Here is a 23,579-nt window from a genome sequence, read left to right as displayed (position 1 = left end):
CTCATGGGGTCATGCGCGCGTAATGCCGGCGACGATAGCGCTCTAGTGAGGGCTGCCCTGAGGAGCAGGTCCGGCGCAGTCGAGGCATGGGCGAAGACCGACGCGTCGAGATCCGTCTCGCCGGCGCTGGGTCCAGCAGGACGGTATCGTCGAAAGCCTCCTCGGGCGGGGGACTACCCCGGTGTGCGTGAGGTGCGATACGAGCAGCTCGACGTCGGTAGGGCCCCGAGCATGTCCCGTGGCCCAAACACAAATCCGGTTGTGTTCGCTCTCCTGACCGAGGCGGCCAGAGCGGAAGAGATACCGTTTCAGGTGAGCGTGTTCCCGAGCGCGACACCGACGGACGCAAATGCGATGCAGATCAATAGAGGCAGAATGGCCGTCGGCCTGCTGGGCGTGGCAGCCCGGTACATGCACACACCTTGCGAGTTGTCGGACCTGACCGACTTGCACAACTGCGTTCGGCTGATGGTCGCCTATTGTCGACGTATCACGCCGGAGACGGATCTCACGCCGCAGACGGTTCGGGTTGGTTCTCTCGTCTGGCAGGGCCCGGTGCCTTCCTGGCACTGGTGCCTGTTCGGCCAGGACGGTGCTCCACACCCGTCGGGTCCCCTGAGCCCGTCGCTCTACTCGCTCAAGGTTCTTCAGGTGTTCTCGGAGAGACACTATGGCAGGAGATAACGCGCTTCGCTTCGGCCCTCTTAGCGAGAGCTGCGCGCATCTGTGCGTCGATATGCAGAGGATGTTCGCCGAGCGCACGGATTGGTGCACCCCCTGGATGCCGCGTGTCCTCCCGAAGGTGCGCAGGATCGTAGCGGCTCATCCGCGGCAGACGGTGTTCACGCGCTTCATCCCCGCGGACAAACCCGGCGACGGTGGGGGAACGTGGAAGCGCTACTACGAACGCTGGGCGTCCATGACGATCGAACAACTGGGGCGTGAGCAGCTCGACCTAGTCCCGGAGCTTGCCCCCTTCGTGCCTCCGGCAGAGATCCTGGACAAGCACGTCTATTCTCCCTGGCTGGAAACCGACCTGCATCGCCGTCTGCGCGCCCGCGGGATCGACACGCTCGTGGTCACGGGCGGCGAGACGGACGTGTGTGTTCTGGGCACCGTGCTGGGCGCCGTCGACCTCGGCTACCGCGTCATCATCGTCACGGACGGGCTCTGCAGCTCGTCCGACGAGGCTCACGACGCGATGTTGACGCTCTATCACGGCCGCTACGGACAACAGGTGGAGACGGTCACGACCGACACCCTGCTCCGGAACTGGGCGTAGCGGCCGAACTCCTTCTGTGTCCCGGGACGACGCCGGTGAGGCCGCGAAACAGATCCGTCCGCCGGCGGGAACTCCTCGCGACCGTGGCCGCCCTTCTTCCGCGCAGCGCTCGGTCCGAGACCCCCACACCAGGCAGGGTATCTATGGCGCACGTCGTACTCCTCGGTGATTCCGTCTTTGACAATGCCGCCTACGTCGGCGGAGGACCGGAGGTCCTGCAGCAGCTCCGCGCGGTGCTGCCCGGCGGCTGGCAGGCGACGCTGCTCGCGGTCGACGGGAACGTCATCGCGGACTTCGCCCGCCAACTCGAGCGCCTTCCGGTCTCGGCATCTCACCTCGTGGTGAGCGTCGGCGGCAACGACGCTTTGAGAATGTCCGGCGTGCTCGAGCGCGCCGCGGGATCCGTGGGCGGGGCGCTCGACCTCCTCGCGGAGGTGCGGGAGCGGTTTCAGTCCGCGTACAGGGACATGCTGGATGCGGTCCAGGCGACGACACGGCCGACGGCGCTCTGCACGATCTACGATCCGCGCTACCCCGATCCCCAGCGCCGGCGACTGGCCGGCACAGCGCTCACCTTGCTCAACGACGTCATCACGCGCGAGGCTTTTGCCCGGCGCCTCACGCTCCTTGATCTGCGTGTCCTCTGCGGTGCGGACGCCGACTTCGCCAATCCGATCGAGCCGTCGGTGCAAGGCGGGCAGAAGATTGCTCAGGCCATCGCGGCCTTCCTTCATGCGCAGCCCGAATCGCGCAGCAGCAGGGTCTTCGCGCGATAGCGGCGGGTCCGCCGTTCAGCCCGGCAAGGCCGCCTGACACACGCAACCGTTCAATGTCACATCACCTGATCCAGCTTCTCCTGCCCCTGTTCGACAACGAGGGGCAGCCTTGTCCCCGTTCCGATTACAGGCGCGTGCGCGCGGAACTGAGCCAGCGGTTCGGCGGGCTCACGGCCTTTACGCGCGCTCCGGCCGAGGGCTTCTGGGAGGAGAAAAGCGAGACGGCACGCGACGATATCGTCGTGTTCGAGGTCATGACGTCTGAGCTCGACCCCGCGTGGTGGGCAGCCTACCGGCGCAGACTGGAGGCTTGTTTCAGGCAGGACAGCATCGTCGTCCGGGCGCAGGAAACGCGGCTCCTCTGAGCGGCAGGCGACGAACTCGGGAATGCCATCCGGTGTTTCGTTGTCCGACGCTTCCGAACGCGGTGCGCCGACGCGGACGGGGCGGGTCGCTGACGCAAGGGGGCCCTCCGACGGGCCTTTCCGGGGAACCAGATTTTGATCGAGCCGGCACTGCCCAACCTCCTTGCCGAACAACTTCGCGTCTCCGACGTGATGGCCCGGGACGTCGAGTTCATCGAGCCTCAAGCGAGTGCGCAGGAGGCCGCCATCCTGATGGGGGAGATCGAGGTCGGCGCATTGCCGGTGGGCTCACCCGACCAGGTCGTCGGCATCGTCACCGACCGCGACTTGCTGTACCGGGTGGTGGCGCGCGGCCGCGATCCGACAGCCGTCTCCGTACAGGAGGTTGCCTCGCGTCCCGTCCTGTCCTGCCGACCGGACGACACGCTGCGCGGAGCCCTGGACGTCATGGTGGCGAACTACGTCCGGCGGCTGCCGGTCCTCGACAGGAGCGGGACGGCCGTGGGCTGGCTGACCCTTGCTGACATCTCTCGGCACCTGCTCGTGAACGATGACGCCCTGCAGGTCTCGCTTCAGGGCCTTCTCGAAGGCGCCGACCCGCGTTGAAGCCTTGTGAGAGGCCGATCTCCGCATCGCCGACGCGTCTTCCGGTCAAGTTCGGTAGCGCCGTTCCGCCGCGCGCACCGCTGCCGTCGGCAATCCGCGGTGCAGGGCGACGTAGTCAGCGAAGGCCCCTGCCGCCGGCCCCGCACGGCGCGCAGCGACCAGGCACAGGATGAAGGCGATCAGCGCGACTTCGGGGTCTGTAAGACCGCCGAGAGCCGCATCGAGAGGCGGCGGCGATTGCAGGGCGGCCTCGAAGGCGGCGAGCATCTCAGCGTCTGCCGCGAAGCCGATCAGGCACGCGCGTACCGGTTCGAGCGCTGCGTCCGCACTACCGGCACGCACGGCTACCGCGGCGAAACGGGCGATGGCGGCCCGCTCCGCGTCGGCAATCCGCCCAAGGCTGATGCTGAGCGGCATCAGGGTCTGGTGCCTGTTCTGCAGAAAGCCGTGCAGCACCTTCTGGCCAATCGCCTCGGAGATCTGGCGGCGCCCGGGCGCGATTTCCCGATTGCGACGGCTGACCGCCTCTCGTCCGGCCTCGGACGGCTGGCGGCCGGAACCGCTGTCGTTTGGCTGCACCACGCGCTCCCTCAACCTGCACCTCCGCTGTGGTGCTCCGATCAGGTGCCTCCCGGATGACCCTCGATCAAGTGCTCGCCTTCGGCCTCATCGGCATCACCGTCGCCGCCTTCGTCTGGGACCGCCTGCCCTATGACGTGGTGGCGCTCACGGCATTGGCCGCCGGGATCGTGATCGGCCTCGTGCCGGCCGACAAGGCGTTCTCCGGCTTCTCGGACGACATCGTGATCATCGTCGGCGCCGCCCTCGTGCTCTCCGCCGCCATCGCCCGCTCGGGTGCGGTCGAGACCCTGATGCGCCCCCTCATGCCTTCCCTGACCAGCACGGGACGGCAAGTGCCGATCCTTGTCGGCGGGGTGCTGCTCCTCTCGATGGTGACGAAGAACGTCGGCGCGCTCGCCATCTTCATGCCGATTGCTCTCCAACTCGCCCGCCGAAGCGGCACGCCGCCCTCAGCCCTGCTGATGCCCATGGCGTTCGCTTCGCTCATCGGCGGCATCGTGACCCTGGTCGGCACCTCACCGAACGTCATCGTCTCCAAGGTCCGCGCCGACCTGACCGGCCATCCGTTCGGGATGTTCGACTATGCGCCCGTCGGGCTCTGCGTCGCAGCAGCGGGCTTCGCGTTCCTCTGCCTGGGCTGGCGCCTCCTGCCACGGCGCGATGGCGGCACGCGCTCGCTGGAGGCGGCCTTCACGCTGGAGCGCTACACCACGGAGGCGCGTCTACCCGCCGGTCATTGGGCCGTCGGCGCCACCATCGCCACGGTCGAGGCCGAGGGCGACGGCGAGACCCGCATCGCGACCGTCCTGCGCGAGCGATTCCGACGCTACCCGGCAAGCGCGGACTTCCGCCTCAAACCCGACGACGTGCTGCTCCTCACCGGTGAGCCCGACGCTCTGGAGCGCTTCGTCGCGCGCACCGGGCTCGTCCTCGCCGGCACCACACCGACCGCCGAGGCCGCGGTCATGGAGGGCGTCGTCACGGCGGAATCCAATCTCGTCGGGCGAACCGCGGCGCAGCTCGACCTGCAGCGCGCGTCGGGGATCGACATCCTGGCGGTCAGCCGCCGCGGCCGGCGCGTTGAGCAGCGGCTCGCGGCTGTCCGCTTCCGGGCCGGCGACGTGGTCGTGCTGCGCGGGCGCGCTGCCGCACTCGCCCCGGCTCTCGGAGCCCTCAAGGTCCTGCCGCTCGCCGCCCGCGAGATCGCCCTCGGCCGGAACGACCGGAGTTGGTTGCCAGCCGCGATCCTGCTCGTCGCGATGGGGCTCGTCGCGCTCCACGTTGTGCCGGTGGCCGTGGCCTTCTTCGGCGCGGTCGTCGCGGTGCTGCTCCTGCGCTCGATGACCCCGCACGAAGCCTACCAAGCGGTGGAGTGGCCCGTGCTCGTCCTGCTCGGTGCCCTGATCCCGATTTCCGAGACCGTGAGCAGCACCGGGGGCGCCGATCTGATCGCCGCGAAACTCACAACCGTCGTTCAGGACCTCTCACCGGTGGCCGCGCTCGCCACCATCCTGATCCTGGCGATGGCGGTGACGCCCTTCCTCAACAATGCCGCAACCGTGCTCGTCATGGGGCCGATCGCGGCGAAGTTGGCCACGCGGCTGGGGCTCAACGCGGACCCCTTCCTGATGGCGGTCGCGCTCGGGGCGGCGTGCGACTTCCTCACGCCGATCGGCCACCAGTGCAACACCCTGGTGATGGGACCGGGCGGCTACCGGTTCGGCGATTATGCCCGGCTCGGATTACCGCTCTCCTTGATCGTCGTCGGGGTGGGGGTGCCGCTCATCGCGCTCGTCTGGCCGCTCCGTCCGGCGTGATGGGCGCGCCGGCCTCGGGCGGGAAGGTCAGCGCTTTCGGTCTGTCGACGGCAGCGCTCTCACGCCACGCATGTGCCAGTCCGCGGGTGCCGCTCTCCTCCCGGGCCGCAAAGCCTGCGCCGGCGAGCAGCCTACGACGCAGTCGTGGCGGTCTGCCGTCTCCCCTATTCGGCGGTCGGCGCCTCGCTGGCGTCGCTGATCAGTCCTCGCAGCGCTTCGACCAGGTCGGCCGCTCGGTATGGCTTCTGCAGCAAGGCGAAGCCGTTTGTGTCCTGATCGTCTCGAAGATAGCCCGAGGCCAGTAGAATCGGCATGCCCGGCCACCGCTGACGGATGAGGTGCCCGAGGTCGATGCCGTTCATCGCCCCGGGCATGTTCACGTCGCTGAAGACGAGGGTGATATTCGAATCCTTCTGCAGCAGGCGCAGGGCCTCGTCCCCGTCAGGGGCACTCAGAACCTTGAAGGCGAGCGCCTCAAGGGTTGAGACAACAGTGGAGCGAACGTCGGCGTCGTCCTCGACGACGAGCACGGCCCTGCCCGCGCCGTTCATCGGATCCGGCGCTCCGGTGGTCGCGCTCGGGTCGGCTTCCTCCGACGTGACGCTCCCGCTGGCGAGCGCGGGCAACGTGATGACGAACCGCGTGCCGTGGCCCGGATTGCTGTGAACCGTGATGGCTCCACCGCTCTGCTGCACGAAGCCGTAGACCATGCTCAGACCAAGGCCGGTGCCTTTGCCGGCCTCCTTCGTCGTGAAGAAGGGTTCGAACACGCGGGCCAGGACGTCGGGCGGCATTCCCGTTCCCGAGTCGGTGACCGCGACATCCACGGAGCGTCCCGCCTCGATGCCGTCCTGCGCACCGGCGTCGCGCTGCCCGATGTCGATGCTCAATGTCCCGCCGTCCGGCATGGCGTCCCGCGCATTCACAGCCAGGTTGATGAGGGCGGCTTCGAACTGGGCGTGATCGACGCAGACTTCCGGCAGCCCCTCTTCCACGTTCGCAGAGATCTGGATCCGCTCGCCGAGCGTGCGCTCGAGGAGCTTGATCAGGCCGGGGATGAAGCTCGAAAGATCCAGCACCTTCGGCTGGAGAGGCGAGCGCCGGGAGAAGGCCAGCAACCGGCTGGTAAGTTCTGCGCAGCGATGCGCCCCATCGATGGCACTCTCGACGCGGCGGAGCGCCTTCTCGTTCCCCTGCAGCGAGCCCTTCACCAAGTCGAGATTGCCGATCACGATGCTCAGCATGTTGTTGAAGTCGTGGGCGATCCCGCCGGTGAGCCGGCCGACCGCCTCGAGCTTCGAGGCGTGCTGCAAGCTGAGCTCGAGCTCCTTGCGCTCCGTCACGTCGAACCACATCCCGAAGAGCTCGATCGCCGTGCCGCTCCCGTCGCGATTGACCGCGATCTGATCGAGGATGTGCCGCTCGGTGCCGTCCGCGTTGCGCCAGCGATATTCCAGAGCCAAGGCACCGGCCTCCGAGACGGTGCGCAGATCTGCCAAGACGCGGTCCCTGTCTTCCGCCTCGAGGCGGGACGCCCAGAGGCCGGAGGCGGCGAAGGTCTCCCGCGCGAAGCCGGTGATGCGCTCGATGCTGTCGTTGGTGAAGTGAAGCCGCCGGTCCTCGACGCCGAGCGGTGAGGTGTAGAGCGCGATGGGAAGTCCGCGCAGCACCGCGGCCTGATGCTCCGCTTGCCGGCGCAGCGCCTGTTCGGCCTCCAGCTTCTCGCCGCGCACCCGCAGGTTCTCCAGGAGCAGCCGCTTCTCGGCCGCCGCCTGGCGCTTGATCTCCTCGGTCTTGCGGTACAGCTCGACGAAGACGTCGACCTTCGATTTCAGGACGAGTGGCTGAATGGGCTTGAACACGTAGTCCACCGCTCCCGCGGAGTAGCCGCGGAAGATGTGCATGTCGTCCTTGTTGTGCGCCGTGAGGAACAGGATCGGGACACGGGACGTCCGCGAGCGGCTGCGGATGAGCGCGGCCACCTCGTAGCCGTCCATGCGCGGCATCTGCACGTCGAGCAGGATCAGGGCGAAGTCTTCCCGGAGGGCCCGGCGCAAGGCTTCCTCCGGTGAGTTTGCCAGGACGAGGTCGATCGCCGGATCGGCGAGAATCTCCGAGGCGGCGAGCAGATTGCGTTGATCGTCATCGACGATCAGGATCTTCGCTCGGATCGCATCCGGAGCGGCGGGCGCGGCCCGCGGCCCGGCGACGGCCTTCGTACCAGTCGGATGGGAATCCGGTCGGTCCGTCATTGTGTTTGCCGTTCGAGGTCGCTTGCGCCGCCGCGAACCGGCGCGGCACCGTTCACGACCTCCCCACGCCGCGCCAGTTGCACGCGCAGCACGGCGAGGAGTTGGTCCATGTCGATCGGCTTCGAGACGTAATCGGACGCGCCCGCCTCGAGGCACTTCTCGCGGTCGCCCTTCATGGCCTTCGCGGTCACCGCGACGAGCGGCAGGCTCTGGAAGGCCGGCTGAGCCCGGATCGCGCGCATCGTCTCGTAGCCGTCCATCCCGGGCATCATGATGTCGATCAACATCGCGTCGATGTTCGGGTTGGTCTTGAGCAGCGCGATGCCGTCCTGCCCGTTCTCCGCGAACAGGACCTCCAGACCGTGCTGTTCGAGGGCGCTCGTCAGCGAGAAGATGTTGCGCAGGTCATCGTCGACCAGGATGACGCGACATCCCTGGAGCGACGCCACGTCCTTCCGCTCGACGCGGATCTGCTCGTCGAGCGGAACGCTGGCGATGGCGCGATGCAGGAACAGGGCGGTCTCGTCGAGGAGACGCTCCGACGAGCGCGTGTCCTTGAGGATGATCGTTGAGGCGGTCTGCTTGAGCTGCTGCTCCTCGGTGGCCGTGAGCTCCCGGCCCGTATAGACGATGATCGGCAGCTCCTCGCCCTCCTGCGAGGCGCGGATCCGCTCGATCAGCTCGGAACCGCCGATATCGGGCAGGCCGAGATCGATGATCGCGCAGTCGAACCGGCCGCCGGTCAGCGCTTCCAGAGCAGCGGAGGCCGTACCGACCCCGAAGATCTTGACGTCTTCCTCGCTCAGGAGCGCCGTGATGCTGGCGCGCTGGTTCTCGTCGTCCTCGACGAGCAGGAGGTTGCGCACCGGCCGGGTGATGAACTCCTTCGAGCGCTCGAGAGCCCGCATCAGGCCCTCGCGCTCCACGGGCTTCTCCAGGAAGCCGAAGGCGCCCGCGCGCAGGCCGCGCTTCTTCTCGTCATTGACCGAGATGACGTGGATCGGAATGTGCCGGGTGCGCGGATCGTTCTTCAGAAGGTCGAGCAGAGCCCAGCCGTCCATGTCGGGCAGGCCGATATCGAGGGTGATGGCGTGCGGCTTGAAGCGGTGGGCGAGGCTCAGCGCGGCCGCGCCGTCCTGCGCGATCAGACCCTTGAATCCGCGCTCGCGCGCAAGTTCCAGCAGCACCGACGCGAACATCGCGTCGTCCTCCACGATGAGCACGATATGATCACCCGGATGGATGGCATGACGGTCATCCGCCGAGGCCGAGAGCGCCATCGCGGCATTGGGCTGGCGGCCGATGAGCGCCGCTGTCCCGTTCCCCTCGGGGACCTCCGAACCGCGGCCCGGGGCCGCCTGCACCGGCGGCTCGAAGGGCAGGAACAGGGTGAAGGTGCTGCCCGAACCGACCCGGCTTTCCACCACGATCTCGCCGCCCAGCAGGCGGGCGATCTCGCGGCTGATCGCGAGGCCGAGGCCGGTGCCGCCGTACTTGCGGCTCGTGGTCCCGTCGGCCTGCTGGAACGCCTCGAAGATGATGCGCTGCTTGTCCTCGGCAATGCCGATCCCGGTATCGGTGACGGACAGGGCCATCCACTGACTCCCGGCGCGCAGCGGTGAACCCTCCGCGGAGCCGATCTTCAGGGAGACGGTGCCCTTCTCGGTGAACTTGAAGGCGTTGGAGAGGAGGTTCCGGAGAACCTGCTGCAGGCGCTTCGAATCCGTGCGGACCGCGCGCGGCAGGCCCGGCTCGACATCGATCACGAAGGCGAGGTGGCGCTCCTCGGCGAGCTGCCGGAAGGTCCGGTTGAGGTTCTCGACGAGGTCCTGCAGCGCCACGTCGCCGATCTCGAGCGACACCGTCCCGGACTCGATCTTGGAGAGATCGAGGATGTCGTTGATCAGCGACAGGAGGTCGGTCCCGGCCGCGTTGATGGTCTTGGCGAATTCCCGCTGCTTGTCGGTGAGGTTCCCGTCCCGGTTCTCGGAGAGAAGCTTCGAGAGGATCAGCAGGCTGTTGAGCGGCGTGCGCAGCTCGTGGCTCATATTGGCCAGGAACTGCGACTTGTAGCGCGAAGTCAGGCTCAGCTGCTCGGCCTTCTCCTCCAGGGCCGTCTTGGCGACGGAGACCTCGCGGTTCTTGCCCTCGACCTCGCGCTTCTGGATCTCCAGAAGTCGCGCCTTCTCCTCGAGCTCCTCGTTGGTCTGCTGAAGGCGCTCGCGCTGACTCTTCAGAAGATCCTCGGATTGCTGCAGCGAGGCCGCCTGGAGCTCCAGGCGGTCGTTGGTCTTCTTCAGCTCCTCCTGCCGGCTCTGCAACTCGCCGGTCAGGAGCTGCGACTGCTTGAGGAGCCCCTCGGTCCGCATGTTGGCGGCGATCGTGTTCAGCACGATGCCGATCGACTCGGTCAGCTGGTCGAGGAAGGATTGATGCGTCTCGCTGAACCGGTTGAACGAGGCCAGCTCGATGACCGCCCGGACCTCCTGCTCGAACAGGACGGGGAGCACAATGATGTTGAGCGGCGGCGCCTCGCCGAGCGCCGAGCCGATCGTGATGTAGTCGCCGGGCACGTGGGTGAGGAGAATGCGCTTCTTCTCGAAGGCGCACTGACCCACGAGGCCCTGACGGAGGCGGTACCGGTTCGAGAGGTTCTTGCGCTCCGTGAAGGCGTAGCTCGCCATCAGGTCCAGAACCGGTTCTCCGCCCTCGTCCTCCACCATGTAGAACACGCCGCGCTGGGCGTTCACGAGCGATGCGATCTCGGACAGGATCAGGTTCGACACGGTGGCGAGGTCGCGCTCGCCCTGCAGCATGCGCGTGAACTTGGCGAGGTTCGTCTTCAGCCAATCCTGCTCGGCGTTCTTGAGGGTCGTGTCCCGCAGGTTGCGGATCATCTCGTTGATGTTGTCCTTCAGCGACGCCACCTCGCCGGAGGCTTCGACCGAGATCGAGCGCGCGAGGTCGCCCTTCGTCACCGCGGTGGCCACTTCGGCGATGGCGCGCACCTGGGTCGTGAGGTTCGCCGCGAGCTGGTTCACGTTGTCCGTCAGATCGCGCCACAGGCCCGCGGCACCCGGCACCCGGGCCTGACCGCCGAGCTTGCCCTCGACACCCACCTCACGGGCCACGTTGGTGACCTGGTCGGCGAAGGTGGCGAGCGTCTCGATCATCTCGTTGACGGTGTCGGCCAGGGCGGCGATCTCGCCCTTGGCGTCGACCGAGAGTTTCCGCTTGAGGTCGCCCTGCGCCACCGCGGTGACGACGTCCGCGATGCCGCGCACCTGCCCGGTGAGGTTGGCCGCCATCATGTTGACGTTGTCGGTCAGGTCCTTCCAGGTTCCGCCGACGCCGCGCACCTGGGCCTGCCCGCCGAGCTTGCCCTCCGAGCCGACCTCGCGGGCGACGCGGGTCACCTCCGAGGCGAAGGAGTTCAGCTGATCCACCATCGTGTTGATGGTCGACTTGAGCTCCAGGATCTCGCCCTTCACGTCGACGGTGATCTTCTTGGACAGGTCGCCGTTGGCGACGGCCGTGGTGACGTCGGCGATGTTGCGCACCTGGCCCGTCAGGTTGGCGGCCATCATGTTGACGTTGTCGGTGAGATCCTTCCAGGTCCCGCCGACGCCGCGGACCTGGGCTTGGCCGCCGAGCTTGCCCTCGATGCCGACCTCGCGGGCGACGCGGACCACCTCGGAGGCGAAGGAGTTGAGCTGGTCCACCATCGTGTTGATGGTCGATTTGAGCTCCAGGATCTCGCCCTCGACGGCGACGGTGATCTTCTTGGACAGGTCGCCGTTGGCGACAGCCGTGGTGACCTCGGCGATGTTGCGCACCTGCCCGGTGAGGTTGGCCGCCATCATGTTGACGTTGTCGGTCAGGCCCTTCCAGACGCCGCCGACGCCCTTGACCTGCGCCTGTCCGCCGAGCTTGCCCTCAGTGCCGACCTCGCGGGCGACGCGGGTCACCTCCGAGGCGAAGGAGTTCAGCTGATCCACCATCGTGTTGATGGTCGATTTGAGCTCCAGGATCTCGCCCTTCACGTCGACGGTGATCTTCTTGGACAGGTCGCCGTTGGCGACGGCCGTGGTGACGTCGGCGATGTTGCGTACCTGGCCCGTCAGGTTGGCCGCCATCAGGTTGACGTTGTCGGTCAGGTCGGCCCAGGTGCCCGCCACGCCTTCGACGCGGGCCTGTCCGCCGAGCTTGCCCTCCGAGCCGACTTCCTTGGCGACGCGGGTCACCTCGGAGGCGAAGGAATTGAGCTGGTCCACCATCGTGTTGATGGTGTTCTTGAGTTCCAGGATCTCGCCACGCACGTCGACGGTGATCTTCTTGGACAGGTCGCCGTTGGCGACAGCCGTGGTGACGTCGGCGATGTTGCGCACCTGGCCCGTGAGGTTGGCCGCCATCAGGTTGACGTTGTCGGTCAGGTCGGCCCAGGTCCCGGCGACGCCGCGTACTTGCGCCTGTCCGCCGAGCTTGCCCTCCGAGCCGACCTCGCGGGCGACGCGCGTCACCTCCGAGGCGAAGGAGTTCAGCTGATCCACCATCGTGTTGATGGTGTTCTTGAGCTCCAGGATCTCGCCGCGCACGTCGACGGTGATCTTCTTGGACAAGTCGCCGTTGGCGACAGCCGTGGTGACGTCGGCGATGTTGCGCACCTGGCCCGTCAGGTTGGCGGCCATCATGTTGACGTTGTCGGTCAGGTCCTTCCAGGTTCCGCCGACGCCTTCGACCTGGGCTTGGCCGCCGAGCTTGCCCTCGGTGCCGACCTCGCGGGCGACGCGGGTCACCTCGGAGGCGAAGGAGTTCAGCTGATCCACCATCGTGTTGATGGTCAGCTTCAGAGCCAGGATCTCGCCTTTGACGTCGACGGTGATCTTCTTGGACAGATCGCCCCGCGCGACCGCGGTGGTGACCTCGGCGATGTTGCGGACCTGGCCGGTCAGGTTCTCGGCCATCATGTTGACGTTGTCGGTCAGGTCCTTCCAGACACCGCCGACGCCCTTGACCTGCGCCTGTCCGCCGAGCTTGCCCTCGGAGCCCACTTCCTTGGCGACGCGGGTCACCTCAGAGGCGAAGGAGTTGAGCTGGTCCACCATCGTGTTGATGGTCGATTTCAGGTCGAGGATCTCGCCCTTCACGTCGACGGTGATCTTCTTGGACAGATCGCCGTTGGCCACGGCTGTCGTGACCTCGGCGATGTTGCGGACCTGACCGGTGAGGTTGGCGGCCATCAGGTTCACGTTGTCCGTGAGATCCTTCCAGGTGCCGCCGACACCCTTGACCTGGGCTTGACCGCCGAGCTTGCCCTCCGAGCCGACCTCGCGTGCCACGCGCGTCACCTCGGACGCGAAGGAGTTCAGCTGGTCGACCATCGTGTTGACCACTTTGCCGATGCGCAGAAACTCACCCCGCAGCGGGCGGCCCTCGATCTCGAGCTGCATGGTCTGGCCGAGATCGCCCTTGGCCACCGCCCCGATGACCCGCGCGACCTCGGTGGTCGGCTGAACGAGGTCGCCGATCATCGTGTTGACCGAGTCGACGCAGTCGTTCCAGCCCCCTGTCGCCGCCGGCAGCTTGCCGCGCTCGTTGATGCGCCCGTCCTTGCCTACCGCGCGCGCGACCTTGTCGAGCTCCCGCGCGAGCCCCTGGTTCAGCTCGACGATGTCGTTGAACGCTTCCGCGATCTCGCCGTCGATGCCTGTCAGATCCAGCGGCAAGCGGGTCGAGAAGTCGCCCTTCCGAAAGGCGCGGAGACTCTTCAGGAGGAGCTTCGGCTCCAACTGCGACGTGGTCGGCGTCATTCGGACACACCTTCAGGGTCGATGCAGATGGCCCAACGCGGCAGCTGTCTGGACCGCGGGCGGCAGTGAGAAACCACCGACCACGACGCGCAGCAATAGCGCCCAGCGTGGATGGTTGCCCAATCGTTCGACCCGTTGCGTGGGCCAGCACGTTGTACTTCCTGATGGGCAGCCGTTGGGCCGATAATGGGACGGCACGTCGCCGGACGTTGCTGTTTAGCTTTCGACGCGCGCTCTGCATTTAACGCATGTTAGGGGCGCTTAACTTTGGTTCGAAGAACCCGCGATGGCGTCATTGACGCTGCTCCGGCGCAAGTTCGCGGAGAACGACCGCGCGTCCCACTGTTCGATTGTGGACCGAGCGGCGCCTGCGCGGGCTGACGCTCGTTGGCGCACGGCTATGTCGAGACGTGGGTATCGAATGCCGCCTCCAGGTTTGCACGTCAACAACGGGCCGGACGGTACTCTTCAGGTCTACTTCGGAGTCTCACTGACTTCGAAGCGGGTCAGCGGCTCGCGGCCGATTCTGGCCGACCGCCGTGTGCCCATCCCAGTCATCGAAGCAGCCTCGGCCGCTCCTCCATGGCGGACACGCATCGGTACGGGTGCCGAGTCGAGCCATTTGAGTAAAGGCAGTTTACCAGTAAGGCGCGCCGCGACATTCCACGGCTGCGTGCGACCCTTCATGCGACGCGGGAAGGACCGCTTCCAGGCTGTCGGCGAGAGCGCGGCCTGCGGCCGCGCAGGGTGGGCTCGAAACGGTCCGCTTCCGAGCGTCAGACGCGTCGAAGCGGACCTTTCAGCGACATCTGCGTTCGACCCGCCGTAGTCACAGCGGTTGGGACGTCATTTCGCGAACACTTCCTTGGCAGCAAACAGTCCGTTGAGCGCCGCAGGAAAGCCCGCGTAGACAGCCATCTGCATAATGATTTCGGCAATTTCCCCGCGCGAGAGACCGACGTTCAGGCCGGCCTCGATGTGGACCTTGAGTTGTGGGGCTGCGTTGCCCATGGCTGTGAGGGCTGCGATTGTAGCGATCTCACGCGCGCGCAGGTCGAGGCCTGGGCGGCTGTAAATGTCGCCAAAGGGGAATTCGAGTAGATAGGTCGCGAAATCAGGAGCAATGTCGGCGAGCGCGGCGACGACCTTCTCTCCAGCATGGCCGTCGATCTCAGCGAGCGCTCGGCGACCGCGCTCCAGCCGGCTTTCGCCGGCGTGGTGAGGGGGATGCGTCATAGGTCTGTGTCCTCTCATCCGACCCGGCGTAGCCGGCGATCTTGGTGTCGAGGACGAGAAGACACGCTTGGAGGTCAGCCACGTGAGCACGGACGCGCTCACGGTGCTGCCGCAGCATGTTGAGACGCTCTGTCTCCGTGACGACGCCGCGCTCTCGCAGAGTTGCGTAGCGCAGCATTTCCCGGATCGGCATTCCGGTCGTCTTCAGACGGCCGAGGAACGCGATCCAAGTCAGGATCGACGCGTCGTAGTCACGCTGACTCGATTGGTCCCGGTCGGCATAGGGAAGTAGCCCGATCCGCTCATAGTAGCGGATCGTGTGGGCGGACAATCCCGAACGCTTTGCAAGTTCCCCAATCTTCATGAGCGCCCTTCTCGCCACAACGCCTCGGACGCTAGGGGTTCGAGCGCGCTCTAAGTCAAGGCTCTCCTCGAGCACCGTGTCCCGGTCTGCAACGCACGCTTTCACCCATGATGTGGGGGGACTCATAGAGGGCCGCCTTGAGGAAAACGGAACGGCTGTCCCATTCGGCCGCTTGGGGCGGACGGAGATCGGCCGCCTGGGGCCAGATCCGGCCAGCCGCTTGACGGTCAGGACTCGCTCGTCCCGCTCTGCGCCTTCCGTTTCACGCCTCGGTCGGCAGGTGAGGTGCGACAACCTCAGCCGCGGTCGAGGCCGATGTAAGAGAGCAGCAATGCGACGCTGACCCATGCGCAGGACGCGCGCACATACCGGGACAGTGCGCGGCGTTGCGCGGTGTCATGAACGAGCCCCGTCAGGAACAGCAGCAGCACGGCGGCTGCGAGCCCGCCGCGTTCGACCGTAAGTCCGGCCGCTGCCAGGAAGGCCACGACTCCGACGGCGGTGGTGACCTGCTCCGAGGCGGTCGCGCGCTGCCCCTCCGCAAACATCGTCACGAAGGGCACGCAGCCGAGCGACGCGGCAGCCGTGAGGATGGCGGTGGCGACGATGTCCTTCATGTCATCGACGAAGCTTCCGATCCGGAACGCTCGATCGACGGGCAGGGTGCCTATCCCCGTCGCACTTTTGGTGGCTGTTCGTGAACGTGAGCCTGGTATACCAGTGGCGACGCCGTTCACAGGTGCATTTGCCCATCGAACAGGCAAGCTCGACGAGGGCGGAGCAAGCGAGGGACGCGTGAGGATGTCGAATGTGGCTCGCCCCGACCGTCAATCCGGAAAATCGTCCGGGTTTCGGCTGTTCAGGCCGATCCTGGCGGGCGCGACCCTCCGGGAGCGTCTGATCGCCTGCCTCGGCGCGCTCGCGGGCATCACGCTCACCGGCCTGATCTGCGGTCTGGTCTTCGGCCAGGGGCCGCACATCCCGCTCATCGTCGCGCCGATGGGCGCCTCTGCTGTGCTGCTGTTCGCCGTCCCTGCCAGCCCGCTCGCTCAACCCTGGTCGATCATCGGTGGCAACACGATCTCGGCCTTCATGGGTGTGCTCGCCGCTCACTTCATCCCGAACCCGGTCATGGCGATCGGCGTCGGCGTCTCGCTGGCCATCGCCGCGATGTCGCTCACCCGCTCCCTTCACCCGCCCGGCGGCGCTGCGGCCCTGACGGCGCTCATCGGTGGTCCGGCCGTCACCTCCGCAGGGTTCTTGTTCCCCTTATTTCCGGTTTGCGTGAATTCGGTGATCCTGGTCGCGCTTGGCATCGTCTTCCACAAGATCTCGCGCCGCAACTACCCGCACGTCCCGGTGGGGGCACCGGTCAACGCGCATGGAACAGCGGACCTGCCCGCTCCGCTCAGGGTCGGTTTCACACCGGAGGACGTGGACGCGGCCCTGGTCGACTTGCACGAAACACTCGACATTGATCGCGCCGACCTCGACCGGCTTCTCCGAGAGGTCGAGCTGCGCGCGCTCGTGCGCACCCGGGGCGACCTCACCTGCGGCGAGGTGATGTCACGCGATGTGGTCACCATCGGGATCGCCGGGAGTGCTGAGCGCGCACGGGAGCTTCTCATCGCACACAACATCCGGACGCTGCCCGTGGTCGATGGAGGCGGCCAACTTGCCGGGACGCTCGGCCTGCGCGAGCTGACGCTGCATGGCGAAGTGGGCATCGGGCAGGTCATGTCCGAGGCCCGCACGGCCCGGCCTGACGATCCCATTGTCGCCCTGGCTTCTACTCTAACCGACGGCCGCACCCATGCGGTGATCGTCGTGGACCAGGACCGGCGCGTCCTCGGGATCATCACCCAGACCGACCTGCTCGCCACCCTGACGCGCCTGCTCTCGGCGAAGGCCGTCACGTCTCCCGTGGCGGTACTCGCGTAGGCGTGCGCCCGCCGACTTGCGACCTCCACTCGAAGGCTCTGGACGCGCCGCGCGATCGCTCGGCGAAAGGAGGTCGATGCGGGGCGCCTTGCGGACGTTGGCCCGGTTGTTGCTGCCGGGCTGGCAACCCTGGCTACGCGAGTCCGCAGGATCAAGCCGATGCAAGACGAGCCGCTTCTCCTCTACCTGCTGCACACCGTCTTGATGGCGTCGAGCATGATGCTGACGTGGCAGGTCTATCTGCTCCGTAAACCGAAGTCGGCGTAGGTCATCGACCGGCGCAGTGACGGTCAATGCAGCCGCGCTCGGTGGTTCCGGGCCCGTCACTGCGCCTGGGAAGCGGACCTGCGAAGGTTCAAGAGGGGGCGTGAGCGGGCTGTCACACAGCGGCGGCCGCGTCTCCGATCTCCAGGAGAGCAGCGGACGGGCCGCAATCGGCCCCCCTCGGTCGGGCGCTTCGTGCCCGGAGACGCCGCTTCGGCCGGGTGCGCCCCTATTCCGGAGCAGACGCCTCTTCCGAGGCGCACATCGGACCTCGGGGCCCTGCCCTCCTACGCGCGGTACAATCAGGTTCGGCCTGAGCGCCTCGTGACCGTCGGGTCATGCCGGCGCCATCGCGGCGTGGACCGTCGTGACGTGGGCAGCCATCTCGCGTCGGGCCGCGGCCGGGTCCCGCGCGGCGATCGCGGCGACGATCCGGTCGTGCTCGGCAAAGGACGGGTGATCGGCCGGCGGGCCGTCGCCCCCGGAACGCGGGCGATCCCAGGTCATCACGCGCCGGATGGCGGCGAGGTGATCGTAGAGAAACAGGAGAAGCGGATTCTCGGCAGCGAGGGCGACCTCCCGGTGGAGGCGCGCGTCCTGAAGCTCGTAGCCGCGCCAGGTCTGCCCGGGAGCGCGGCTCGCGCGCAGGGCCTCGGATAGCGCGGCGACCTGGGCGGTGCTTGCACGCAGGGCGGCCAGCGCCGCCAGTTCCGGCTCCACCACCAGGCGCGCCTGGACGAGGTCGCGGGGCGCCGCACGCGTCGCCAGCGCCGCCACCTCGTCGATGGCCGCCAGAGGGCGCGATCCCAGGAAGGTGCCTTTGCCGACATGGCGCCAGAGCTGGCCGTCGGTCTCCATCACCGCCAGCGCCTTCCGCAATTCCCCCCGCGACGTCCCGAGCGCCTCGGCCAGGACCCGCTCCGGCGGCAGCCGGCCATCGGCCGGCAGCCGCGTCTTCGCGAGGTAGGCTTGGAGGAGCGTCAGAACCGGGGCGGCGTCGGAATCCATGCGCTCCAGTCTAGCGGTGCGGGCCGGGACCGCCAGCCGAGGACGGGCGGCTTGACGCCCCTCGCCCCGTCTTCTAACCAATCTACAGGATTGGTTAGAAGGCCCGTCATGCGCTACGTGATCGACCCGCCCGCCGTCGTTGCCATCCCCGTCGGCGGCGATTCCGCCGCCTTTCCGGTGCGGCGGGTCTGGTGCGTCGGCCGCAACTACGCGGCCCATGCCCGGGAGATGGGCCACGACCCCGACCGGGAACCGCCGTTCTTCTTCGCCAAGCCGGCCAACGCGGTCGTCGCCGGCGGCGGCGAACTGCCGTTCCCGGACCAGACCGACGACCTCCACCACGAGATCGAGCTGGTGGCGGCGCTCGGCCGGGGCGGCGCGAATGTCAGCGCCGCGGAGGCCCTGAACCTCGTCTACGGCTATGCCGTCGGCCTCGACATGACGCTGCGCGACGTCCAGGCCGAGGCCAAGAAGCTCGGGCGTCCCTGGGACTTGGCGAAGGGCTTCGACCGTTCCTGCCCGATCAGCCCGATCGTCCCCGCCGCGCGCATCGGCCACCCGGCCGAGGGCCGGATCGAGGTCGCCGTCAACGGCGAAGTCCGCCAGAGCGGCGATCTCAACCAGATGATCTGGTCGGTCGCGGAGGCGCTGGCCTGCCTGTCGCGAGCCGTCGAGCTTCTGCCCGGCGACCTTCTGATGACCGGCACCCCCGCCGGGGTGAGTGCGGTCAGGCCCGGGGACGTCCTGCACGGCACCTGCGAAGGCGTCGGCGAGATCCGGGTCTCCTACCGGGCGCGGTGATCCGCCGGAGGCGTTCGGCACGACGTGAGAGGCGACCGGTCTCGCCGCCAGGGAAGAGAGTTGGAGCCATGACGACGACAGCCTCGGCCGGCCGGTCCGGTCTCCCGCGGGCGATCTTCGCCGCCTGGGCGGTCGCGTTCGCGACCGGCGCTGCGGGCGAACCGGCACCCTATCCGAACCAGCACGAGGCGGACCTCGTCGTCGCAGGCTTCCGGCTGGAGAGCGGCGCCGTCCTGCCGGAGGCGCGGCTGCACTACACGACGCTGGGCAGCCCGCACCGCGACGCGAACGGGAACATCGACAACGCCGTGCTGGTGCTCCACGGCACCACCGGCACCGGCAAGCAGTTCCTCGCCCCGACGATGGGCCCGGAGCTGTTCGCGCCGGGCGCACCGCTGGACGCGGCGACGTATTTCGTCGTCCTGACCGACGGGCTCGGGCGCGGCGGCTCGTCGAAACCCTCCGACGGCCTGCGCGCACGCTTCCCCCGCTACGGCTACGGCGACGTGGTCGAGGGGCAGTACCGCGTCGTCACCGAGGGGCTCGGGATCAGGCACCTGCGGGCGGTGATCGGCACCTCGATGGGCGGGATGCAGACCTGGATGTGGGGCGAACGCCACCCCGACATGATGGACGGCCTCGTGGCGGTCGCCAGCCAGCCGATCCCGGTGAGCGGACGCAACGCGCTCTGGCGGCGCCTTCTGATCGAGGCCATCCGCTCGGACCCGGATTTCAAGGGCGGCGAGTACGACAGCGAGCCGACACAGTTCACCAAGGTGCTGCCGATCTTCAACATCATGACCGAGAGCGTGCTCGGCCAGCAGCGGGAGGCGCCGACCAACGCGGAGGCGGCGAAGCTCTACGGCCGGCTCGCCGCCAACTACGCGAGCAAGGTCGACGCCAACGACTGGCTGTACTGGTTCGATTCCTCGTTCGACTACGATCCGTACCCCCGGCTCGGGGAGATCAAGGCGAAGCTCCTGGCGATCAACTTCGCCGACGACGCGCTCAATCCGGTCGAGCTCGGGGTGATGGAGCCGGCGATCCGGCGGGTCTCGGGGGCGCAGTTCGTCCTGGTCCCGGCCTCCCCCGAGACGCATGGTCACCAGTCCTTGCGCTACGCCAAGCTGTGGCGGCCCTATCTCGCGGCGTTCATGGCCGAGCTCGGACCGTCGGGTGCGGTGGCGGAGCACGCGACCCCGACAGGTCGGTGATACGACTCGCCCGAGCGTCGTGACCGAGGCTCGCCGCGATCCGAGGCTGCCTCGACGCGATGGTCGGCCGCTCGGCGGGCGCCCGCTCCTCGAGCCGCGTGCGGGATCGGCATGACCTCTCTGGGCCGCCGCGTGGAAGGGGCACCGGCTGCCGTCTGTGGCCCAGAGGGGGCGAAGCTGCAACGGCTGCGTTCCTGGTGGACGTCCCGAGCCGGGACACCGGCGTGAGCTGCCCCTGGCGGCCAAACGGTTCTCGGCCAGGCCCGGCCGTTTCAAGTTGCCGGACCGGCCGGAAACAGAGCCTCCGAAGGCCGGAGGCCGGCCGGCAGAGGGCCGAGTGCGCGGGCCGAGCCCCGGCTCGCAGACGCGTACGACGCTGCGCAGAAGTGGGACGTCGTGGGGCGAAGCGGTCCGGCCGCACGACGGGGCTCGCGATCGCGTGCCGCGGAGGGAACGCGCCCGCCACCCTCGCGCGCCTCGACTTGACCCGCGGGGCGGTCCACGAGGTCGGGGACATGCGCGACGCTGTGGCCGCGAATCCGGGCGGCCGGATTTTGACCGATGTAGGTAGCCTGCGGATCCCGGAGATGACGCTACGCTCGCGCGGCCATCGAGCACGGGAGGCCTGCGGTGAAGGTGTTTCAGATTCGGCACGAGGTGACGGGCGCCATCCTCTGGACCGGCGCGGCCCCTGACCCGCTCGCCGCCCTCGACGCCATGGCCCACGAGGCCGGGTACTACGATCATTCCGACATTCCCGACCATCTCCGTGTCGGTGGCCTCGCTGTCGAGGAGATCCGCGTCTAGCGCACCAACAGCGATGCGGGAGGGCGGTCTGCGCGACGCCATCCTGCACGGCGCCAACGCGGCCCACGGCCTGCCCCGCGTCTCCCGAGACTTGGTTGAGAGCGTCCGCTCCCGGTCGGATCCAGGTCCGCCGACGCCATCGAGGTGCGGGACGGGAATCCTCGCTTCTGCAACGACCGACGCGGCAACGTGTCGGTGACGGAGGCCGGGCCGACCGGCCGCCAGCAGGCCGATCCTGCTCTCCCTGTGGCCGGTGCAGCCTGCCGACGCGCTCGCACGGTGGTTCCGCCAGGAGGCCGAGCAGGCGCGCGGGCCTCTCGGGGCCCCGGCGCAGCCGGGCCGCCCCGCGGTCGGCCCGTTCCCGGCCCGCTGCCCGATCCGCGAGTTCCGGAGAATGCCACCGCATCGGGCAGGTTTGCGTGGGACGCAATCGGGGCCGGCCGCGTTACTGCGGCGCCGAATTGTGGAGATCCAGGATGGCCGACGCCCCCGCGCCGCACCTTGCCGTGCTGATTGTCGAAGACAATCCCGTGCAGCTCATGGGAGCGGCCGCAACCCTCCGTGACGCGGGCTACGAAGTCGCCGAGGCGGCCACTGTTGAAGCCGCCCAGGCTCATCTGGCGGCCCGTCCCGAACTCGTGGCCATGGTTGCGGATGTCGACCTCGCCGGCGAGCCCTTGAGTGGCTTCACCCTCGCCAAAGCCGTCGCGGCACGATGGCCCGAACTGGCGATCCTGATCGTGTCGGGTGTGGCATGGCCGGTCGAGGATCAGATGCCGATGGGCGCCCGCTACCTGCGCAAGCCGTTCGCACCCGAGGGGCTGACTGGCGCACTGCGTGCTGTGCTAGCGGCCCGGGGCATAGGGCCTGTGCCGGATTGACGGTGCCGCGCCGCAACGGGCGCCGGCGCGGCGGGATCCAAGTCGTCTCGCACCGCTTCCCGTCGGCGCCGGTTGCGACGATGGCGTTGCAACCGGCGCAGCCGGGCTCAGCGTGCGGCGTCGTAGCGTGCAGCGTCGTGCCCCGGCCTCGGCACGCGGGCCTGATGCCCTCTACAGCGGGACCCACCCTCTCCCGGTGCTGGCCGCGTCGCGGCGGGGTTCAGGTCCCGCCGTCGTCGGCTCTGGCGTCGTCGCTGGCGTCCAGCAGCCAGTCGGGTATCCCGGGCAGCACCTCCCCAGCCACCTCACCGGCGGTCTTGAGGGCACGGTCCACTTTCGCTTCCGAGTACTCCCCTCGGACCTCGGCGAACAGCTCACGCGCCAGACGGTCCCGCTCCTCGTCCGAGAGCGTCTGGTCTGGCTCGTCCGTCATGCGTGCATGCCCCGAAAGCCTCGGCCGCTCGGCCCCGCCCCGATCTGATCACGAGGCGGGGGAGCGTCCGATCTCACCAGCGATGGGCCGAGACGTGACGGGGCCCGCCGGCATCATGCCGAGGCCGGGTTAGGAGGCCGTCACCAGCCCCGGTCCGACGATGTCCCGGGCTGGCGCGGATGCGGCCGGCCCTTCCGAGGAGGCGGGCCTCCCCAGCGTCAGTCCACTCCGCAATCGAGCAGATGGCGCCTGCGCTGCTCGGAAGTCTCTCGGGCCTCGTCCTGCCAGCTAATCTCGGGCGGGTCCGGGTCGGCCTTCACCGGGCGCTGACCGGGCAGGTACAGGCTGCGCGGATCGCCGGGCAGCGCGCCCGTCGTCTCGGGATCTTGGCCGCAATCCCGAGCCGGCTGATCGGCCAGGGCGAGCGTGGGGCCCGCGCACACGACGATGGCCACGGTGAACGCGAGCAACTTTCTCATGGGGATCCCGATGGGCCGAGCCCGGCGACAGGCCGCGCCGCCGGTAGGGCCGGACGGCTTAATGGCGGTTTGCGCCAGTCGCCACACCCGCGGCGGCACGGCAGACATGCACGATCGTCGCCGCGGATAGGCCGGCGTCCGGGGCGCTGGCGAGCCGGACGGCCTGCGCCGCGGTCCTGCGAAGCCAAGCCGCCCGCATCGTGAACCACCACGAGACCGGTCACGTTGCAACTGTGACCATCCTCTGAACTTAGCCGGATATCAGCCGTTCCCGTGGCGCAGTGATCACACGGATGGCCTCATGAACCGCACCCTCACGGCGCTCGCAGGAGCTCTGTCCCTCGTTCTCGTCGAACCGGCCTCGGCCCAAGTGGTGACGGGGGGCGCGGGAAACACCGGGGTCACCGCACCGGCCACGGCGGGGGGCATGGGCCCACATGCTCGGGATCTCGGCCCCAGCCCGATCACCCGCGGGAATGAGGCCAACCCGAGCAATTCGCCGATCCCGGGCACGACGCCGGGCGTCAACATCGGCGGCACCTCCACGAGCGGCCCGCCCGGCACCGGAGGCGCGTCGGGCGGCCCGTCGCTCGGCCGTTGAACCCGCTCGGCCCCGCCCCGATCTGCTCACGGGGCGGACGCCTGTTCGCATCAGCGAGGC

The 23,579-nt window shown here is 68.1% G+C and carries 21 protein-coding genes; 12 read left to right on the top strand and 9 right to left on the bottom strand.

Translation table 11 applies throughout. From position 1 onward, the window contains the following. Nucleotides 1-3 precede the first annotated feature (3 nt). The 5 genes from MOTC310_RS17620 (at nucleotide 4) to MOTC310_RS17600 (ending at nucleotide 3,029) form a co-directional block, all read left to right on the top strand. A complete protein-coding gene (locus MOTC310_RS17620) occupies nucleotides 4-684 on the top strand; it encodes a zinc-binding metallopeptidase family protein (RefSeq protein ID WP_331292908.1) in 681 nt (226 codons plus the stop codon). Further along, complete coding sequence (locus tag MOTC310_RS17615; RefSeq protein ID WP_331292857.1) at nucleotides 671-1,282, top strand: cysteine hydrolase family protein; 612 nt, start codon at nucleotides 671-673, stop codon at nucleotides 1,280-1,282. The genes MOTC310_RS17620 and MOTC310_RS17615 overlap by 14 nt, the downstream gene beginning before the upstream one ends. A gap of 143 nt (nucleotides 1,283-1,425) precedes the next feature. Beyond that, the gene (locus MOTC310_RS17610) at nucleotides 1,426-2,058 is read left to right on the top strand and encodes an SGNH/GDSL hydrolase family protein (protein ID WP_331302727.1); all 633 of its coding nucleotides are present in this window, start codon (nucleotides 1,426-1,428) and stop codon (nucleotides 2,056-2,058) included. 53 nt (nucleotides 2,059-2,111) lie between these two features. Continuing rightward, on the top strand, nucleotides 2,112-2,423 hold the full coding sequence (locus MOTC310_RS17605) for a hypothetical protein (protein WP_331292859.1): 312 nt from the start codon (nucleotides 2,112-2,114) through the stop codon (nucleotides 2,421-2,423). 135 nt (nucleotides 2,424-2,558) lie between these two features. Next, nucleotides 2,559-3,029 (top strand): CBS domain-containing protein, encoded by a 471-nt coding sequence (locus MOTC310_RS17600; protein WP_331292860.1) that lies wholly within the window; start codon nucleotides 2,559-2,561, stop codon nucleotides 3,027-3,029. Nucleotides 3,030-3,074: 45 nt separating this feature from the next. Here the strand turns inward: MOTC310_RS17600 and MOTC310_RS17595 are convergent, their stop codons facing one another. Then, nucleotides 3,075-3,608 (bottom strand): hypothetical protein, encoded by a 534-nt coding sequence (locus tag MOTC310_RS17595; protein WP_331302726.1) that lies wholly within the window; start codon nucleotides 3,606-3,608, stop codon nucleotides 3,075-3,077. A gap of 56 nt (nucleotides 3,609-3,664) precedes the next feature. Here MOTC310_RS17595 and MOTC310_RS17590 point away from each other — a divergent pair, with 56 nt between their 5' ends. Further along, the gene (locus MOTC310_RS17590; RefSeq protein WP_331302725.1) at nucleotides 3,665-5,428 is read left to right on the top strand and encodes an SLC13 family permease; all 1,764 of its coding nucleotides are present in this window, start codon (nucleotides 3,665-3,667) and stop codon (nucleotides 5,426-5,428) included. Between the two features lie 164 nt (nucleotides 5,429-5,592). Here MOTC310_RS17590 and MOTC310_RS17585 read toward each other — a convergent pair whose 3' ends face one another. From MOTC310_RS17585 to MOTC310_RS17565, 5 genes are all read right to left on the bottom strand, one after another. Continuing rightward, a complete protein-coding gene (locus MOTC310_RS17585) occupies nucleotides 5,593-7,680 on the bottom strand; it encodes a response regulator (RefSeq protein ID WP_331302724.1) in 2,088 nt (695 codons plus the stop codon). Further along, a complete protein-coding gene (locus tag MOTC310_RS17580; protein WP_331292864.1) occupies nucleotides 7,677-13,490 on the bottom strand; it encodes a HAMP domain-containing protein in 5,814 nt (1,937 codons plus the stop codon). The genes MOTC310_RS17585 and MOTC310_RS17580 overlap by 4 nt, the downstream gene beginning before the upstream one ends. A gap of 846 nt (nucleotides 13,491-14,336) precedes the next feature. After that, nucleotides 14,337-14,726 carry a carboxymuconolactone decarboxylase family protein gene (locus MOTC310_RS17575; RefSeq protein WP_331302723.1) on the bottom strand — a complete coding sequence of 130 codons (390 nt, stop codon included), beginning with the start codon at nucleotides 14,724-14,726 and terminating at the stop codon, nucleotides 14,337-14,339. After that, on the bottom strand, nucleotides 14,662-15,090 hold the full coding sequence (locus tag MOTC310_RS17570; protein ID WP_331302722.1) for a MerR family transcriptional regulator: 429 nt from the start codon (nucleotides 15,088-15,090) through the stop codon (nucleotides 14,662-14,664). The genes MOTC310_RS17575 and MOTC310_RS17570 overlap by 65 nt, the downstream gene beginning before the upstream one ends. A gap of 296 nt (nucleotides 15,091-15,386) precedes the next feature. After that, a complete protein-coding gene (locus MOTC310_RS17565) occupies nucleotides 15,387-15,707 on the bottom strand; it encodes a hypothetical protein (RefSeq protein ID WP_331302721.1) in 321 nt (106 codons plus the stop codon). A gap of 184 nt (nucleotides 15,708-15,891) precedes the next feature. Here MOTC310_RS17565 and MOTC310_RS17560 point away from each other — a divergent pair, with 184 nt between their 5' ends. Beyond that, a complete protein-coding gene (locus MOTC310_RS17560; RefSeq protein WP_331302720.1) occupies nucleotides 15,892-17,031 on the top strand; it encodes an HPP family protein in 1,140 nt (379 codons plus the stop codon). 600 nt (nucleotides 17,032-17,631) lie between these two features. Here MOTC310_RS17560 and MOTC310_RS17555 read toward each other — a convergent pair. Then, the gene (locus MOTC310_RS17555; protein ID WP_331302719.1) at nucleotides 17,632-18,303 is read right to left on the bottom strand and encodes a FadR/GntR family transcriptional regulator; all 672 of its coding nucleotides are present in this window, start codon (nucleotides 18,301-18,303) and stop codon (nucleotides 17,632-17,634) included. Between the two features lie 108 nt (nucleotides 18,304-18,411). On the opposite strand from MOTC310_RS17555, the gene MOTC310_RS17550 reads away from it, so the two are divergent. From MOTC310_RS17550 to MOTC310_RS17535, 4 genes are all read left to right on the top strand, one after another. Then, nucleotides 18,412-19,104, top strand: coding sequence for a fumarylacetoacetate hydrolase family protein (locus tag MOTC310_RS17550; RefSeq protein ID WP_331302718.1), 693 nt, complete (start codon nucleotides 18,412-18,414; stop codon nucleotides 19,102-19,104). Between the two features lie 68 nt (nucleotides 19,105-19,172). Next, the gene (locus MOTC310_RS17545) at nucleotides 19,173-20,318 is read left to right on the top strand and encodes an alpha/beta fold hydrolase (protein WP_331302717.1); all 1,146 of its coding nucleotides are present in this window, start codon (nucleotides 19,173-19,175) and stop codon (nucleotides 20,316-20,318) included. 630 nt (nucleotides 20,319-20,948) lie between these two features. Beyond that, nucleotides 20,949-21,125 carry a hypothetical protein gene (locus MOTC310_RS17540; protein ID WP_331292872.1) on the top strand — a complete coding sequence of 59 codons (177 nt, stop codon included), beginning with the start codon at nucleotides 20,949-20,951 and terminating at the stop codon, nucleotides 21,123-21,125. Nucleotides 21,126-21,601: 476 nt separating this feature from the next. Next, the gene (locus MOTC310_RS17535; protein ID WP_331302716.1) at nucleotides 21,602-22,006 is read left to right on the top strand and encodes a response regulator; all 405 of its coding nucleotides are present in this window, start codon (nucleotides 21,602-21,604) and stop codon (nucleotides 22,004-22,006) included. Between the two features lie 220 nt (nucleotides 22,007-22,226). On the opposite strand, the gene MOTC310_RS17530 is transcribed toward MOTC310_RS17535, so the two are convergent. After that, nucleotides 22,227-22,439, bottom strand: coding sequence for a hypothetical protein (locus MOTC310_RS17530; RefSeq protein WP_331302715.1), 213 nt, complete (start codon nucleotides 22,437-22,439; stop codon nucleotides 22,227-22,229). 218 nt (nucleotides 22,440-22,657) lie between these two features. Further along, nucleotides 22,658-22,918, bottom strand: a complete 261-nt coding sequence (locus MOTC310_RS17525; RefSeq protein ID WP_331292875.1) for a hypothetical protein — start codon at nucleotides 22,916-22,918, stop codon at nucleotides 22,658-22,660. A gap of 301 nt (nucleotides 22,919-23,219) precedes the next feature. On the opposite strand from MOTC310_RS17525, the gene MOTC310_RS17520 reads away from it, so the two are divergent. After that, nucleotides 23,220-23,519 (top strand): hypothetical protein, encoded by a 300-nt coding sequence (locus MOTC310_RS17520; protein ID WP_331302714.1) that lies wholly within the window; start codon nucleotides 23,220-23,222, stop codon nucleotides 23,517-23,519. The last annotated feature ends 60 nt before the right edge of the window (nucleotides 23,520-23,579 follow it).

Origin of the sequence: Methylobacterium oryzae, from assembly GCF_036441375.1 — a bacterium.
In the GTDB taxonomy this organism is placed as follows: Bacteria; Pseudomonadota; Alphaproteobacteria; order Rhizobiales; family Beijerinckiaceae; genus Methylobacterium; species Methylobacterium oryzae_A.
The sequence above is the reverse complement of the archived record's forward strand: the minus strand, read 5'-3'. Positions and strand labels throughout refer to the sequence as shown.

Bases quoted from the DNA above. Each gene is read 5' to 3' on its own strand.
- MOTC310_RS17620 (WP_331292908.1), top strand. From the start codon at position 4: ATGGGGTCATGCGCGCGTAATGCCGGCGACGATAGCGCTCTAGTGAGG.
- MOTC310_RS17615 (WP_331292857.1), top strand. From the start codon at position 671: ATGGCAGGAGATAACGCGCTTCGCTTCGGCCCTCTTAGCGAGAGCTGC.
- MOTC310_RS17610 (WP_331302727.1), top strand. From the start codon at position 1,426: ATGGCGCACGTCGTACTCCTCGGTGATTCCGTCTTTGACAATGCCGCC.
- MOTC310_RS17605 (WP_331292859.1), top strand. From the start codon at position 2,112: ATGTCACATCACCTGATCCAGCTTCTCCTGCCCCTGTTCGACAACGAG.
- MOTC310_RS17590 (WP_331302725.1), top strand. From the start codon at position 3,665: ATGACCCTCGATCAAGTGCTCGCCTTCGGCCTCATCGGCATCACCGTC.
- MOTC310_RS17585 (WP_331302724.1), bottom strand. From the start codon at position 7,680: ATGACGGACCGACCGGATTCCCATCCGACTGGTACGAAGGCCGTCGCC.
- MOTC310_RS17580 (WP_331292864.1), bottom strand. From the start codon at position 13,490: ATGACGCCGACCACGTCGCAGTTGGAGCCGAAGCTCCTCCTGAAGAGT.
- MOTC310_RS17575 (WP_331302723.1), bottom strand. From the start codon at position 14,726: ATGACGCATCCCCCTCACCACGCCGGCGAAAGCCGGCTGGAGCGCGGT.
- MOTC310_RS17570 (WP_331302722.1), bottom strand. From the start codon at position 15,090: ATGAAGATTGGGGAACTTGCAAAGCGTTCGGGATTGTCCGCCCACACG.
- MOTC310_RS17565 (WP_331302721.1), bottom strand. From the start codon at position 15,707: ATGAAGGACATCGTCGCCACCGCCATCCTCACGGCTGCCGCGTCGCTC.
- MOTC310_RS17560 (WP_331302720.1), top strand. From the start codon at position 15,892: ATGTCGAATGTGGCTCGCCCCGACCGTCAATCCGGAAAATCGTCCGGG.
- MOTC310_RS17555 (WP_331302719.1), bottom strand. From the start codon at position 18,303: ATGGATTCCGACGCCGCCCCGGTTCTGACGCTCCTCCAAGCCTACCTC.
- MOTC310_RS17550 (WP_331302718.1), top strand. From the start codon at position 18,412: ATGCGCTACGTGATCGACCCGCCCGCCGTCGTTGCCATCCCCGTCGGC.
- MOTC310_RS17545 (WP_331302717.1), top strand. From the start codon at position 19,173: ATGACGACGACAGCCTCGGCCGGCCGGTCCGGTCTCCCGCGGGCGATC.
- MOTC310_RS17535 (WP_331302716.1), top strand. From the start codon at position 21,602: ATGGCCGACGCCCCCGCGCCGCACCTTGCCGTGCTGATTGTCGAAGAC.
- MOTC310_RS17530 (WP_331302715.1), bottom strand. From the start codon at position 22,439: ATGACGGACGAGCCAGACCAGACGCTCTCGGACGAGGAGCGGGACCGT.
- MOTC310_RS17525 (WP_331292875.1), bottom strand. From the start codon at position 22,918: ATGAGAAAGTTGCTCGCGTTCACCGTGGCCATCGTCGTGTGCGCGGGC.
- MOTC310_RS17520 (WP_331302714.1), top strand. From the start codon at position 23,220: ATGAACCGCACCCTCACGGCGCTCGCAGGAGCTCTGTCCCTCGTTCTC.